General features: G+C 61.9%; 12 protein-coding genes. 10 read left to right on the top strand and 2 right to left on the bottom strand.

Translation table 11 applies throughout. The annotated features are described in order from the left end of the window. Positions 1-591 precede the first annotated feature (591 nt). The 7 genes from NMB41_RS06710 (at position 592) to NMB41_RS06680 (ending at position 8,844) form a co-directional block, all read left to right on the top strand. Positions 592-1,893, top strand: a complete 1,302-nt coding sequence (locus tag NMB41_RS06710) for a TolC family protein (protein WP_494381697.1) — start codon at positions 592-594, stop codon at positions 1,891-1,893. Next, a complete protein-coding gene (locus NMB41_RS06705) occupies positions 1,890-3,104 on the top strand; it encodes an efflux RND transporter periplasmic adaptor subunit (RefSeq protein ID WP_494381696.1) in 1,215 nt (404 codons plus the stop codon). The genes NMB41_RS06710 and NMB41_RS06705 overlap by 4 nt, the downstream gene beginning before the upstream one ends. Positions 3,105-3,117: 13 nt before the next feature. Continuing rightward, the gene (locus NMB41_RS06700; RefSeq protein ID WP_494381695.1) at positions 3,118-6,282 is read left to right on the top strand and encodes a CusA/CzcA family heavy metal efflux RND transporter; all 3,165 of its coding nucleotides are present in this window, start codon (positions 3,118-3,120) and stop codon (positions 6,280-6,282) included. Positions 6,283-6,329: 47 nt separating this feature from the next. Then, the gene (locus NMB41_RS06695) at positions 6,330-6,923 is read left to right on the top strand and encodes a hypothetical protein (RefSeq protein WP_494381694.1); all 594 of its coding nucleotides are present in this window, start codon (positions 6,330-6,332) and stop codon (positions 6,921-6,923) included. A 44-nt stretch (positions 6,924-6,967) separates the two neighbouring features. After that, positions 6,968-7,153, top strand: a complete 186-nt coding sequence (locus NMB41_RS06690) for a hypothetical protein (protein ID WP_494381693.1) — start codon at positions 6,968-6,970, stop codon at positions 7,151-7,153. Between the two features lie 123 nt (positions 7,154-7,276). Further along, the gene (locus tag NMB41_RS06685) at positions 7,277-8,251 is read left to right on the top strand and encodes a cation diffusion facilitator family transporter (protein WP_494381692.1); all 975 of its coding nucleotides are present in this window, start codon (positions 7,277-7,279) and stop codon (positions 8,249-8,251) included. Further along, the gene (locus tag NMB41_RS06680) at positions 8,248-8,844 is read left to right on the top strand and encodes an SIS domain-containing protein (protein ID WP_494381691.1); all 597 of its coding nucleotides are present in this window, start codon (positions 8,248-8,250) and stop codon (positions 8,842-8,844) included. Before NMB41_RS06685 ends, NMB41_RS06680 begins: the two co-directional genes overlap by 4 nt. 40 nt (positions 8,845-8,884) lie before the next feature. On the opposite strand, the gene NMB41_RS06675 is transcribed toward NMB41_RS06680, so the two are convergent. Next, positions 8,885-11,329 (bottom strand): heavy metal translocating P-type ATPase, encoded by a 2,445-nt coding sequence (locus NMB41_RS06675; RefSeq protein WP_494381690.1) that lies wholly within the window; start codon positions 11,327-11,329, stop codon positions 8,885-8,887. 89 nt (positions 11,330-11,418) lie between these two features. On the opposite strand from NMB41_RS06675, the gene cadR reads away from it, so the two are divergent. After that, positions 11,419-11,841 (top strand): Cd(II)/Pb(II)-responsive transcriptional regulator, encoded by a 423-nt coding sequence (cadR, locus tag NMB41_RS06670; RefSeq protein WP_494381689.1) that lies wholly within the window; start codon positions 11,419-11,421, stop codon positions 11,839-11,841. Positions 11,842-11,871: 30 nt separating this feature from the next. Here cadR and chrA read toward each other — a convergent pair whose 3' ends face one another. Beyond that, positions 11,872-13,092, bottom strand: a complete 1,221-nt coding sequence (gene chrA / locus NMB41_RS06665) for a chromate efflux transporter (RefSeq protein ID WP_494382801.1) — start codon at positions 13,090-13,092, stop codon at positions 11,872-11,874. A gap of 552 nt (positions 13,093-13,644) precedes the next feature. Here chrA and NMB41_RS06660 point away from each other — a divergent pair. Both NMB41_RS06660 and NMB41_RS06655 read left to right on the top strand, forming a co-directional pair. Next, positions 13,645-14,871 (top strand): TolC family protein, encoded by a 1,227-nt coding sequence (locus tag NMB41_RS06660; protein ID WP_494381688.1) that lies wholly within the window; start codon positions 13,645-13,647, stop codon positions 14,869-14,871. Beyond that, entirely contained in the window at positions 14,868-15,422 is a 555-nt protein-coding gene (locus tag NMB41_RS06655) for a hypothetical protein (protein ID WP_494381687.1), read from the top strand. Before NMB41_RS06660 ends, NMB41_RS06655 begins: the two co-directional genes overlap by 4 nt. Position 15,423: the final 1 nt, after the last annotated feature.

Below are 15,423 nucleotides of genomic sequence, written 5' to 3'. Positions count from 1 at the left end.
GATTCCGACGGTCGGTTTGCAATTGCGGACATAAGAGGCTGAACTGCGGAACCGGGCCGCGCGTCGACGCTCGTACGAGTGCAAGCGATGCCTCGTGCTATACTTTTTGTCATGGCAGCCCGACGATTCATCTACCTCGTCCTAACAATTCTCGCTCTTCAGCTCAGCTGGAGCGTGGTCGCTGCCTATTGCCAGCATGAATCGGGGCGCGCGGCCCAGCATTTAGGCCATCACTCCTCAGAGACCGATGCGCACAAGCTGGCTTCCGAGAATAGTGACAAGCCGACCGGATCGGCCAAGAAAGCAAGCCTGCATTCGCACTGCTCGTCTTGTGCCCATGCGCCGCTCTCCTTCGACAGCCTCCCGATAGCCGTAGCGATTCTCGAACCGGTTCGGCTTGCGCCACCCGTGAGCCTGATGCTCTACTCCTCTTCGTACTCCGCGCGTCCAGAGCGGCCTCAATGGATCTCCGCCGTCTGATTCGGCGGCAGATCGTATAAACCCAATCTAATCGTTGTTCTGGAGCGCCTGCGGGTGCTCCGATACGCATCGCTGCTGAATAGCCTTCGTTATTAACAACCGGAGTTATTCATGCATCCCAAGTATTTCCTCGTCGGGGCGTCCGTGCTATTGGCACAGATGTCCCCGACTGCTGCGCAAATTTCAGCGCAGAACGCGCCCCTTGGCGTGGCCCAGCAATTCATCGAGGCGGTCGACGCGACACTCACGCTGGAACAGGCTGTCGCGAAGACCCTTGCTGCCAATCCAGGCCTGCGTGCGGCAGCGCTTGACGTCGCAATCGCCACTGGCCTGCAACGCCAGGCTGGCCTGTTGCCCAATCCTGAAGTCTCGTTCGTACGCGAAGGCGCTCAGCGTGGCACCCGCACCCAAACGGTTCAGCTGAGCCAATTGATCGAGCTCGGAGGCAAGCGTTCGGCGCGCATGCGCCTCGCTGAACGCGAGCGGAGCCTTGCCACTGGCAACCTGCGCGTTGCGCGAATCGACCTGCGTGTCGATGTGACCACTGCTTTTTTTGATGCGCTCGGCGCCCAGGAACGGGTGCTGCTCGCTGAAACCTCGCTCGACGTGGCGGCAAAGGCTGCAGTCGCTGCGCAAAAGCGGGTTGCGGCCGGCCGCGTGTCGCCCGTCGAACAAGACCGCGCAGGTGTAGCGCAGGCGTCGGCCCGGCTCGAGCTCGCCCAGGCGCAGAGCGACTTATCGATTGCACTGCACACGCTGGTCGCATACTGGGGCGAGACAGGTCCCTCAGCCCCGACCCTGGTGATTCCGGAACTCGACCTGTCCTCCACCCCTCCCCTTTCCGAGCTTGAACAAGGTCTCGACACTTCGCCGCAGCTGGGGCGCGCCCGCCTGCGGGTCGAACGCGAAGAAGCGCAGGTCGGCCTCGACCGTTCGCAGCGGATGCCGGATCTCACGCTCATTGTAGGCAACAAGAAGGACGACGAAATCGGCCGGTCGCAGACCGTGCTCGGGCTGTCGGTCCCACTACCGCTGTTCAACCGTAACCAGGGAAGCCTGCAGGCATCGCTCGGCCGCGCCGAGAAAGCACAGGCAGAGCTCGAAGCTGAGCGCATACGCTTGCATCAGGGCCTAGCAAGCGCCTATCAGCGTGCACATTTGGCGCGCGAACAGGTGCGCAGCATGCGCGAGGAAATCCTGCCGGCGGCGCAACGGGTGTTCGATTCGACCGTGACCGGTTTCGAGGCCGGCAAATTCGCTTTCCTCGACGTCCTCGATGCGCAACGCACGCTACTGCAGATTCGCACCCAATACATCCAGACACTCTACGACCGCTATCGCGCCGTCGCGGAACTTGGCCGCTACGTCGACCCAGACGCCGGCGCCCATCACCCCAACAGGATCACCCCATGAAGTTCAACATCGACAAGAAATCCACGTTTTCAGTCCTCGCGGTACTCGCCATCGGCGTCGTGCTTGCCCTCACTATCTTCTTCTGGAAGAAGGATGCTCCTGCCGCGCAGGAAGGTGGCGAGCACGCAGAGGAGACCGCTGAAAAAGCACCAGGCAAAGAGGAAAGCCATGCCGACGAAGCCCCTGGTCTGGTCGAGATGACGCCGCAGCAGGTGCAAGGCGCCGGGATTGTCACCGCCCAGGCCGCTCCGGCGAGCATCGACACTGCCGTCACTCTCCCTGGTGAAGTGCGGTTCAACGAAGACCGTACCGCGCACATTGTCCCGCGCCTGGCCGGCGTGGTGGAGTCGGTGTCCGCCTCCCTTGGGCAGGAGGTGAAGAAGGGCCAGCCACTGGCCGTGATCGCCAGTGCCGACGTCGCCGAGCTGCGCAGCACCGCCCTGGCCGCAGACAAGCGGCTCGGGTTGGCGCGCGTGACCTATGAACGTGAGAAAAAACTGTGGGAAGACCGGATCTCGGCCCAACAGGACTATCTGCAAGCCGAGCAGGCCTACCGAGAAGCGCAGATCGAGGCGCAGTCGGCCAAATCGAAGCTGACGGCCCTCGGCGCCGAGCAAGCCTCGGGCGCCGTCAACCGCTACATCCTGCGTGCCCCCTTTAACGGCGTCGTCGTTGAAAAGCACCTGGCCCAAGGCGAGGCGGTCAAGGAAGATGCGAATGTCTTCCTCGTGTCGGATCTGTCGACCGTGTGGGTCGAGATCGTCGTCACCGCCAAGGACCTGGAGACCGTGCGTGTTGGCCAGCCGGTCACGATCCGGTCCGCCGCCGGCAGCGCATCGGTAACCGGCAAGGTCAACTATGTCGGCAGCCTGCTGGGGGAGCAGACTCGAACCGCGACCGCGCGTGTCGTGATCGACAACCCAGGGCTTGCCTGGCGCCCGGGCCTGTTCGTCAATGTCGCCGTCGTGCGCGGCAGGAAGGATGCGGCCGTCACCGTATCGGCCGAGGCAATCCAGACGATCGAAGGCAAGACCGTCGTCTTCACGAAAGTGCCGCAGGGTTTCCAGGCCCAGCCGGTGACGGTCGGCGCGAGCGATGGAAAAAGCATCGAGATCCTGAGCGGGCTGACCGCCGGGACGCAATACGTTGCAACGGGAAGCTTCGTTGTGAAAGCCCAGCAAGGCAAGGGCGGCGCCGAGCACGGCCACTGAACGAGGAACAGATATGTTTGAACGCATCATTCGCTTTGCCATCGAACACCGATGGCTCGTCATGCTGGCGGTCACCGCGATGGCGGCCGTCGGCATCTACAACTACCAGAAGCTGCCGATCGACGCGGTGCCCGACATCACCAATGTTCAGGTCCAGATCAACACGTCAGCAGCCGGCTACTCTCCGCTCGAAGTCGAGCAGCGCGTGACCTTCCCGATCGAAACGGTGATGGCCGGGCTGCCCGGGCTGGAAGAAACTCGTTCGCTATCGCGCTACGGGCTCTCACAGGTGACCGTCATCTTCAAGGACGGTACCGACATCCACTTCGCCCGCCAATTGGTCAACCAGCGGATCCAGGAAGCTCGGGAGAACCTGCCCGGCGGCGTCGTGCCGATGATGGGCCCGATTTCCACGGGTCTTGGCGAGATCTATCTGTGGACCGTGGAAAGCGATCCCGGAGCGAAAAAGCCTGACGGCACGCTCTACACCCCGACCGACCTGCGCGAAATCCAAGACTGGATCATCAAGCCGCAACTGCGGCAGGTGCCCGGGGTTACCGAGATCAACTCGATCGGCGGCTTCGCGAAGGAATACCTGATCGCGCCCGACCCGGCCAAGCTCAGCTCTTACGGTTTGTCGATGTCCGACGTCGTCGGCGCGATCGACCGTAACAACAACAACGTGGGCGCGGGCTATATCGAGCGCCGCGGCGAGCAGTTCCTGATCCGCGCGCCGGGCCAAGTGCGCAACCTGGACGACATCCGCAACACGGTAGTAACCAACGTGAAAGGGGTGCCGGTCCGCGTGCGTGACGTGGCCACTGTCGGTATCGGGCAGGAACTGCGCACGGGTGCCGCAACGGAGAACGGCCGCGAGGTCGTGCTCGGCACGGTCTTCATGCTCATCGGCGAGAACAGCCGGGCCGTCTCCCAGGCAGTTGCCGCCAAGATGGTCGACGTCAACCGCTCGCTGCCGAAAGGGGTCAAGGCGATCCCGGTCTACGACCGTACCGTGCTGGTCGACAAAGCCATCAATACGGTCAAGAAGAACCTGCTCGAGGGCGCGGTCCTCGTGATCGTCATCCTATTCCTTTTCCTCGGCAATATCCGTGCGGCGATCATCACCGCCATGGTGATCCCGCTGGCGATGCTGTTCACGTTCACCGGCATGGTCACGTACCGGGTCAGCGCGAATTTGATGAGCCTGGGCGCTCTCGACTTCGGCATCATCATCGACGGCGCGGTCGTGATCGTCGAGAACTGCGTGCGCCGTCTGGCCCACGCGCAGGACCACCACAAGCGCGAGTTGACCCTGACGGAGCGCTTCCACGAAGTCTTCATCGCCGCCAAGGAAGCGCGCCGGCCGCTGCTGTTTGGCCAACTCATCATTATGGTGGTCTACCTGCCGATCTTCGCGCTGTCCGGCGTTGAAGGGAAGATGTTCCATCCGATGGCATTTGCAGTCGTCGCCGCGCTGGTTGGGGCGATGATCCTGTCGATCACCTTCATTCCCGCAGCTGTCGCCCTCTTTATCGGCAAGCGCGTCGCCGAGAAGGAGAACCGGATCATGGCAATGGCCAAGCGAGCCTACGAGCCTATGCTGGGCAAAGTCATGCGTAATGCGGCCGTTGTCATCACGGGCGCGATCGTCCTGGTTGGATTGTCGGGCCTCCTTGCAATGCGGCTCGGCAGCGAGTTTATCCCAAGCCTCAACGAAGGCGACCTGGCCCTGCAGTCGCTGCGCATTCCTGGCACGAGCTTGAGCCAATCGGTCGAGATGCAGAAAAAAGTCGAGGCCGGCCTGAAAGCGAAGTTCCCGGAGATCGATCGGATATTCGCCCGGACCGGCACTGCCGAGATCGCATCCGACCCGATGCCGCCAAACATCTCGGATGGCTACATCATGCTCAAACCCGAGTCGGACTGGCCCAAGCCCAAGAAAAGCCGTGCCGAGCTGATCACGGCGATCCAGGAGGAAACCGAGAAGTATGCGGGCAACGCGTATGAATTCTCGCAACCGATCCAGTTGCGGTTTAACGAACTCATCTCGGGCGTACGCAGCGACGTCGCCGTGAAGGTGTTCGGCGACGACATGGACGTGCTCGCGGCAACAGGCCAGGAAATCGCCGAGGTGCTTGGGCGAATCCCTGGAGCTGTCGAAGTCAAGGTCGAGCAGACGGGAGGTCTGCCGATGCTGACCGTGAATATCGACCGTGAGAAGACAGCGCGCTATGGCCTCAATATCGGCGATGTGCAGGAGGCGCTCGCAATCGCAACTGGAGGGCGCGAAGCGGGCACCATGTTCGAGGGCGATCGTCGTTTCGACATTGTTGTGCGCTTGCCGGAAACCTTGCGAACCGATCTGGACGCGCTGCGTCAGTTGCCGATTTCGCTGCCCTCCAAGGACGGCGCCGCCACGACCTACATTCCGCTGGGTGAAGTCGCCACGCTCGAATTCGCGCCTGGCCCGAACCAGATCAGTCGCGAAAACGGCAAACGCCGCATCGTCGTCAGCGCGAACGTGCGCGACCGCGACATCGGCAGCTTCGTGCCGGAAGCAGCCGCCGCCATTGAGAAGCAGGTCAAAGTGCCCCCCGGTTACTGGACCAGCTGGGGTGGGACCTTCCAGCAGTTGCAGTCGGCCACCGCCCGTCTGCAGCTCGTTGTGCCCCTCGCGCTGTTCATTGTCTTCACGCTGCTGTTCATGATGTTCAACAACGTCAAGGATGGACTGATCGTGTTTACCGGCATTCCGTTCGCCCTCACCGGTGGCGTCGTTGCACTCGCGATGCGGGGCATCCCGATGTCGATATCGGCTGCCGTTGGATTCATTGCGTTGTCGGGGGTGGCTGTCCTGAACGGCCTGGTGATGATCTCGTACATCCGCACCTTGCGCGAGGAAGGCATGGGACTGGACAGGGCCATCACGCATGGCGCGCTGACAAGGCTGCGGCCAGTCCTGATGACCGCTCTGGTGGCGTCGCTCGGCTTCGTGCCGATGGCAATCGCCACCGGGACCGGCGCCGAGGTGCAGCGGCCGCTCGCGACGGTTGTGATTGGCGGCATCCTGTCGTCGACTGCGCTGACGCTGCTCGTGCTTCCTCTCCTTTACCGGCTTGCGCATCGCAAGGACAGCGATGAGGTTCCAGTTGAACCAGCCAAAGTCCTTGTGCATTGAAAGCGCCGGGCCGCAGTCTGTTCTGTGGCCCCTCCTAGGAGCACGAAATGACACGCGACAATTCAGGCGGGGACGGGCACCAAAGGCGCTGGTTCGTCAAGATTGACCTAGTTGCGCACGGCATTGCTTTTGTCAGCTGCGCAGCCGGGGGGCTTGTTCTGGAAAGTGTCGTCCTCATGGGCGCAGCTGCGCATCATGTTGCCAGTGTCGGTTTCCGGCTCCTGATCGACGAACGTGACGCTGGCAGGAACCATCCCAGGGGCGGAGAAACATGGTTTTTCGTTGCCCAGCTTCTTCTGTGGACGACTTGCGTGCTGCTCGCTCTGTTCGTAACGGCGACTGGTGCGCACGGCATGTTTCACGTCGAGACGATCGATGCCGGGGCGATAGCGGGATTCGTCGTGCCAGGGGTCATCGCGGCGCTCACAACCGCTGGCCTTGCGCTCTGTTCAGACGAAAGTCGATCCAATAGTGCGCGTACTGATGCACTTCTGTCGGCAGCGCCGGTTGCGCTTGCCGTGTGTATCGCTTTCAGCGCACTTAGTACCGATGCAGGGCGGCTCGATGCCCTAGCAGGCATCGCCATCGTACTGATGCTGTGCGTGCGGGCGTTGCTCCATCTAGGGCGCGCAATGAACTGACTGCTCAACAAGCGTCCCCCTAAAATATGGAAGGAAACGAAGACATGAGACTGCAACAACAGCTGCCGGAGGAGATACGCGGTCAGGTAATCGAAACTGTCGCAATCGGCAGCCTCGTTTTATTCGGCGTCATCATGGTGTTTTTAGGTTGGCTCAAATACCGCGACCGGAAAAAATCCACCAGAACGAAACCTCAGCAGAAATCGAGGCGCAAGGCAAAGCGGAAGTAGTGCCGGGAGCACGGTCGGCGACACGTTTGCTACGAAGCTGCCAAGCATCGCCCGATCGTGGCTGATTGGGCGACGATCGGCATTACAAGCATCACCATCAAATCAAGACATAAAGGAGACACAATGGGCTCAGGACATTCACACGCAGCACAGCCGGGCCAGAGCGAACGACCGCTCTGGATTGCACTCATTCTTACAACAGCCTTCCTCATCGCAGAAATCATCGGCGGCATTCTCACGAACAGCCTTGCGCTGATCTCGGATGCGGCGCACATGTTCACCGACACCGCCGCATTGGCCATCTCGCTCGCGGCAATCCGGATCGGCCGGCGCCCTGCCGATAGCGAGCGCACCTTCGGCTACTACCGCTTCGAAATCCTGGCAGCAGCCTTCAATGCCATCCTGCTGTTCCTGGTGGCTATATATATTCTGTACGAGGCATACCAACGCCTGAACAATCCACCTGAGATCCAGTCGGGCACAATGCTGATCGTCGCTGCCTTCGGCCTCGTGGTCAACCTCATCAGCATGCGGCTCCTCTCCAGCGGCAAAGACAGCAGCCTGAACATCAAAGGTGCCTATCTCGAAGTCTGGAGTGATATGCTCGGCTCGATCGGTGTGATCATCGGTGCCCTCGTTATCCGCTACACAGGCTGGACCTGGGTGGACTCGATCATTGCAGTCGGTATCGGACTGTGGGTGTTGCCGCGTACGTGGACACTGCTCAAGGCCAGCATGAACGTACTGCTCGAAGGCGTCCCCGAGGGTCTTGGCATTGCCGAGGTCAAGAGCGCGATCGCCGGGGTCCCGGGCGTAGCCAGCGTACATGACCTGCATGTCTGGTCAATTACCAGTGGAAAAGCCAGCTTGACAGTGCATGTCGTGCAGCGCGAAAACGTCGTGAACCCACAAGCGCTGTTGTTGGACATCCGCCAGCTCATTGCGAGCAAATACGACATCCATCACAGCACCATTCAGATCGAGACGACGCCTTGCGAACAAGCAGTCGAGGACCACAGTTTCGGCCCCGCTGCCCAGACTGCGCCCGACGATCACACAGGCCACGACCATGACGAACGCGAAGGAGCAAAGGAATGATCGACTATATCAAGCGCAATCTTGTCGAGGCGCGCGAGGCGCTCGACCGCCTCATCGCCGATGACATCGAACTTGGCAATATCCAGGCAGGCGCACAGTTACTCATCGACGCCTTACGAAGCGGCCAGCGCGTGATCTCGTGCGGCAATGGCGGTTCGATGTGCGATGCGATGCATCTGGCCGAAGAGCTGTCGGGCCGTTTTCGCGACAACCGTCCCGCCATGGCGGCAATCGCCATCAGCGATCCAAGTTATATCAGCTGCGTTGCCAACGACTACGGCTACGAGCAGGTGTTCGCCCGATTTGTGGAAGGCAATGGCGGGACCGGCGACCTGCTGTTTGCAATCAGCACAAGCGGAACCAGCGCGTCCGTCGTGCTGGCTGCGAAAGCAGCCCGCGCAAAAGGAATGAAGGTGATTGGCCTGACCGGGCGCGCCGGATCGCAGCTCGCACAAAATTCCGACGTGTGCATCTGCACGAGTGGCGGACAATACGCGGATCGGGTGCAGGAACTCCACATCAAGGTCATTCACATTCTGATCGAGCTGGTGGAACGAGCGCTGCAACCATCGAACTACGCGGATAAAGCCTGAACAGGTAATCCAAGGCTGGCCGCCGGTCCATACAGATCAGTCAGGGCGCCCGTCCAGGCTTCAATAGCCGGAGCCCGTTGAATACGACGAGCAGGCTGGCCCCCATATCGGCGAACACAGCCATCCACAGCGTGGCCGAGCCGGCCATGGCGAGGAACAGGAACACCGCCTTGATTGCAAGGGCAAAAGCGATGTTCTGGCGCAGGATCGCGTTGGCCCGCCGGCTCAGCCGAATGAACTGGGGAATCTTGCGCAGGTCGTCATCCATCAGCGCGACATCGGCCGTTTCAATCGCAGTGTCGGTGCCGGCGGCGCCCATCGCGAAGCCGATGTGTGCTTTCGCTAGTGCTGGCGCGTCGTTGATACCATCGCCAACCATGCCTACGATACCGTACCGTGCGATTTCGCCGTCGACCGCCGCGAGTTTGTCCTCGGGCAGAAGGTTGCCACGTGCGTCGTCGATACCGACCTGGCGTGCGATGGCATCCGCCGTCACTGCATTGTCGCCGGTGAGCATGACTGTCCTGATGCCCAAAGCATGCAGCTGGGCGATTGCGTCGCGGCTGGACTCACGCATGGTATCGGCGGCGCCGATGACCATGAGTGGCGCCGTGGCATCGCACAGGACAACAGCAGTTTTTCCTTCGCCTTCCAGCCTTGAAAGGACGCTTTCAGTTGCCGGGTCACAAATTCCTAGTTCCTCGACCAGTCGGTGATTGCCAAGGTAATACCATTGGCCATCGATGCGTCCCTTCGTGCCACGTCCGGTAATGGCCTCGAAGTCCGTTACGACCGACAACTGTTGCCCGTGTAACTGGCCGTGCCAGTAGCGGCTCACTGCACTCGACACCGGGTGATCGGACCGATCGGCCAGGGAGGCCGCAAGTTGCATAAGGGTGCCGGCATCGCCGCGCACGGCCAAAGCATCGGTCACGACAGGTTTGCCCTGCGTGATCGTCCCGGTCTTGTCCAGTGCCAGCGAACGCAGCTTGCCCCCCTGTTCGAGGTAGACGCCACCCTTGATCAGGATTCCTGAACGTGCGGCAGCGGCCAGCGCGCTGACGATCGTGACGGGCGTCGAGATCACCAGGGCGCAAGGACAAGCGATGACGAGCATCACCAGGGCCTTGTAGACCCAGGACATCCAATCCGCGCCCAATAGCAGCGGCGGCACGATCGCGACGGCCAGGGCAATGACGAAAACCGCAGGCGTGTAAATGCGCGAAAAACGGTCGACCAGCCGCTGTGTCGGAGCGCGGCTGCCCTGCGCTTGCTCGACCGCGCGGATAATGCGCGCGAGTGTCGAGTTGCTGTGTGGGGCGATAACCCGGTACTCGAACGAACCCGTTTCGTTGACGGTCCCCGCGAATACCTTATCGCCGGTTGATTTCGGCACAGGCATGCTTTCACCCGTGATCGGCGCCTGGGTCACCGACGACTGGCCCGTCGTTACCTCGCCATCGAGTGCGATTCGTTCCCCTGGCCCCACCCGTGCAATGCTTCCGACCGTCACCGAACCGGCTTCGCGCTCGCTCCATGTACCGTCGGCCTGACGTATGCTGACCTTATCCGGCGTTAGCGCCATCAGTCCCTCGATTGCGTTTCGTGCCCGATCAAGCGATTTTGCTTCGATCATCTCGGCAATCGCGAACAGAACCATCACCATTGCCGCTTCCGGCCACTGCCCGATGAGGACAGCGCCCGTGACGGCGATGGACATAAGGGCGTTGATGTTGAGATTGCGGTTCTTGAGCGCGATCCAGCCCTTCTTGTATACGCCAAGACCAGTGGTCAGGATTGCCAGCACGGACAGCAGGATGACTGGGACCGAATGCTCCATCCCTGTCGTCCACGCAATCACTTCGGCGCCGATCGCCGCTGCCAAGCCGACGAACAGACCCGCTTGTCGCCAACGCCTGCCTGCGCCTGGAACCGTGGCGGGAGTTATTGGGGCACTTCCTTCTGTGCTCGTGGCGACGCGTACGGCGTGCATTCCGATCGTGGTCAACGCTTCCTGGATGGGTCCGTCCGGGCCCGTGTGAGTGACCTTCAACTGCTGCTGAAGGAGATTGAAGTCAAGTTGAGTGACCTGCGGCATCGCAGCGAGCTTGTTGCGGATCAGGCGCTCCTCGGTCGGGCAGCACATATTGTCGATACGAAATACCGTACCTCCGCCGATTGTTTCCTCCTCCTCCATGCGCTCGATCACCGGGTCCATGCCGGTAGCGCGCACCGCCGCCAGAATCGGGCCTGGTTCGCCGAGGCTGTGGCTGATGCGCAAGCGGCGCCCGACGAGGTTGAATTCGAGTTCGTCAATGCCCGCAACGCGTCCAAGCGACTGGCGCAGCAAGCCCTCTTCAGTCGGACAATCCATCTGGTCGATACGCAGAAGCAGTGAATTGGGTGCGATTGCGGCATCGGTCTCGTCCAGCGTTGCAACCGGCGCAGTCTTCGCGCAGCAGGCTTTGGTCTGACAGTCGGACATATTGTTTTCCTTGCAAACTATGTATAGTTCACATTGGATACCCTGTAGCAGGTAGAGGGTCAAGAACGATTTGCGCGCCGGAGCGAATAATGAAAATAGGCGAACTTGCCCATGAAACGGGATGCCCCGTGGAGACCATCCGCTATTACGAGCGAATCGGCGTTCTGATGATGCCCGACCGGTCATCCAACAACTACCGCAGCTATGGAGAGCGCCATCTCGAGCGGCTCATGTTCATTCGACACTGCAGAGTCCTCGACATGACTCTCGACGAGGTCAGGGAATTACTGGATTTGCGTGACCACCCCGAACTGGACTGCGCAGGCGTCAATGACTTGCTCGACCGGCACATCAAGAACGTTGCGGAACGCCTGGCGTCGCTGACGGTACTCGATTCGCAACTCCGCACGCTACGGAACCGCTGTCTCGCCACGGATTCAACCAGCGCTTGCGCGATTCTTCATGCACTGGGAACAGGGGTGCCAGGGACGGTCGCAGACGAATTGAGTTAGTTTGTCCAACCTCATAGGCCGCCGCAACTGTCATGCGGCGTGAAGGAGCCAGCCTGCGGCTCCGCTGAAGACGACCACGAGCCATGGTGGAAGCTTCCAGAAGATCAGCGCAATGAAAGCGACCAGAGCAAGGCCGAAGTCGTGCGGCCGAAGAATGGCACTCGTCCATACCGGATGATAGAGCGCCGCGAGGAGCAGGCCTACCACGGCCGCATTGATTCCGCCCAGCTCCGCTTGCGTACGCGCATTCCGGCGCAATGGCTCCCAGAACGGCAGAGCGCCCGCGACCAGCAGGAAAGACGGAACGAAAATTGCAAGCAGGCAGACCATGCCGCCGATCCAGCCGGAAGGTGTCGCGGCCATCGACGCGCCCAGGAATGCGGCGAACGTAAACAGCGGCCCGGGAACGGCTTGCGCCGCCCCGTAACCAGCAAGAAAAATTTCATTACTGACCAAGCCGGTGGGCACGAGCTCCGCTTGCAGCAGGGGCAGGACGACGTGCCCACCACCAAATACAAGGGATCCTGCACGGTAGAAAATGTCCGCCAGGGTCAATGCCTGGTTGGGCAGCAGCTGGGCCAGGACAGGGAGAGCGGTCAGCAAGAGAAAGAACAATGCCAGCCAGGCCGCACCGGCGCGCCGGCCGATCGTCATTGGCAGCGGATCGTGGGCCGCATCGAGCACTGGTTTCAGCAACAGCATGCCGGCAGCCCCGGCGGCGGCGATGACGCCAACCTGTCCCCATGCGGACGGTACAAGCAAGGCAACACAGGCCGCGATGGCCATGATCGTAATGCGCAAGCGATCGGTACACAGGTTGCGTGCCATTCCCCATACGGCCTGGGCGACGACGGCGACCGCTACCACTTTCAGGCCGTGCAGTGCGCCACTTCCGATCGCATGGCCATAGGTGGATATTCCCTGCGCGAAGAGGATAAGGGCAAGCGCGGAAGGAAGGGTGAAGCCGGCCCAGGCCGCCAGCGCTCCCGCGTAGCCCGCCCGGGAAAAACCCAATGCCATTCCGACCTGGCTGCTGGCCGGCCCCGGCAGGAATTGACACAGGGCTACCAAGTCGGCGTAACTGCGCTCCGACAACCACGCCCGGCGTACGACGAATTCGTTGCGAAAATAGCCCAAGTGGGCGATTGGGCCGCCGAAGGACGTCAGGCCAAGTCGCAGGAAGATGAGAAAGACCCGCCAGAAGCGGTGCTCATCGGTACGGATGCGGATGCGGGTTTCGGAGGAGTCCATGGCCTCGCATTCTAGATTGTCAACAGGACACTGGTCACGATAATTAAGTGCTGCTGCTATAATCCTCGAAAATTTCGATTGGTAATTTTCTTGCGCCGGATTGTCCATCTCCTCCTGCTGTTGTGCTTGCCGCTGTATGGTTTTGCCATGCAGGGCAGCTTGCCGCCGGCCGTGGGCGCGGCCTCGCTCGTGCATGAACTCGAGCACCATGAGGGCATCCAGCATCACCATGAGGACGACGGCTCGGTTCACTACGACGAGTCCGATGAGTCGTTCGATCATGCCCAGGAACACTCTTCAACTTCGCAGCCGGCTGGCGTCGGGTTCCCGCGCCTGATGTTCCCGCCTGAACAGACAGGGTCCGTGGCACGGCCATACCGTGCCCAGGCAGTCCCCGAGCCCTTCCTCGACGGGCCACACAGGCCCCCTGCCCGCTCCCCCGGCCACACTGCCGGGGGGCTGCAGCACACATAAACGTTCAATCCAGGCGCGGCCTGGTCGCGCTGCTGTGCTCGCCCTCGGTGATTTCAATTGTCATCCGATGGAGAACACATGCGCACTTGCCGCCTGTCCTTGTACATTATCCGTGCCGTCCTTGCGCTGCCGTGCCTGGCACTGGCGGCACCTCCCGCGCCGCCCGCGCCCGGAACCACCCTTAAGCAGGCCGTCGACAGTGCCTGGCAACGCGCCAGCGCCGCCCGTACGCTCGACGCGCGCCAGGACGAAATGCTTGCCGCGCGGGCGAACTCCCGCAGCTGGCTGGCCTCCAGTCCGACGCTCGGCTTGTCGCGCCGCAGCGACCTCGGTGCATCCGAGCGCGACCAGCGCGAGTCGGAAATCTCGGTTTCGTCCTCGTTCTGGCTGCCCGGGCAAAAAAGCGCCCGCGAGACCCTGGCAGCGCGTAGCACCGATGAAGTCGCCGCCCATATCGCGGCGACGCGCCTGGCCATTGCCGGCCAGGTGCGCCAGCGCATGTGGGAAGCGGCCGCCGCCCAGGTGCGCCTGCAGGAAAAGCAGGACCACTTGCACCACCTTGAGGGCCTGGCGGACGAGGTAGCGCTGCGCGTCAAGGCCGGCGACCTTGCCCGCAGCGACGGCTTGCTCGCGCGCCAGGAAGTGCTGGCCGCGCGGATCGAGGTAACCCATGCGCAAACGGCAGCGGCCGAAGCACTGGCACGCTACCGGGTGCTGACGGGGCTGCCGGCCTTGCCGGTGCTCGAACCGGAAGCCCTGCCCGTGGCCGCCATGCCGAACAATCCTCGTCTGGCCGCCGCCCAGGCGTCCGAACAGCGCGCACGCGCCGCCCTGCGGCTGGCCGCGGCCACCCGCTCGGCGCCGCCGACGATCGCAGTGTCAGTGCGCAGGGAAGACGAAAGGCCGTTGCGCGAGGGCGTCAACAGCATCGGCATGGCGCTGCAGATCCCGCTCGGAAGCGCCGCCCGCAATCGGACCGCCGAGGCCCAGGCGCAGACCGCAATCGCGACGGCAGCAGCTGAGGCTGCTGAAATCCAGGCAGGTGCCGATGCCGAGGTCGGGATCGCCCGGGAACGGCTGGCGAATGCGCGGACCGCGCTCGACACCGCCGCCGAACGCGCCACTACCCTGCACGAACACACCGCACTCTTTGAAAAGGCATTTCACGCGGGTGAACGGGGACTTGCCGACCTGCTGCGTTCGCGCGCACTCACGCACGAGGCCGACATCGCGCTCGCCCAGCAACAGGTCGCGCTCGGGCTCGCACACGCCCAACTCAATCAAGCCTTAGGAATTCTTCCATGAAATACCTGTACCTGCTGTTTGCCGCCATGCTCGCCATGTCGCCGGCACTGGCCAGCCCCGGCGCCCACGGGCCGAACGGCGAACACCTCGACGGCCAAGCTACCGCCACCGGCTCGGCTACGTCAGTTCCCCGTATCGAGACTTTTACCGAAGCCTTCGAGCTGCTTGGCCACCTTTCTGGTGGCGAGCTGTCGATCATGATCGACCGCTACGAGACCAATGAGCCCGTGCTAAACGGCGCACTTGAGGTCCAGTACAAAGACCTCAAGGCAAAAGCCAAGTTCCACGCCGATCTCGGCGACTACGCGATCGACGATCCGAAATTCCTCGCTGCAATTTCAAAACCGGGTACCCATGCCTTGCTGTTCACACTGGTTTCCGGTGAAGAAAGCGATCTGCTCGAAGGCACGCTGACGGTCGCCGCAGCGGCTGACGATCACGGGCATGGCCACGGCGTGAGCCGCTGGCTGCTGGCCGCAATTGCGGCCGCCACCCTCGCAGTCGCCGCAGTATTCGTCGCCCGCCGTCGCCGTCAACGCAAGGAAGTTTGAT

It is taken from the genome of Massilia sp. FBCC-B171 (assembly GCF_059134155.1).
Note: the sequence above shows the minus strand (reverse complement) of the source record. Positions and strands in the feature narration are given on the sequence as shown.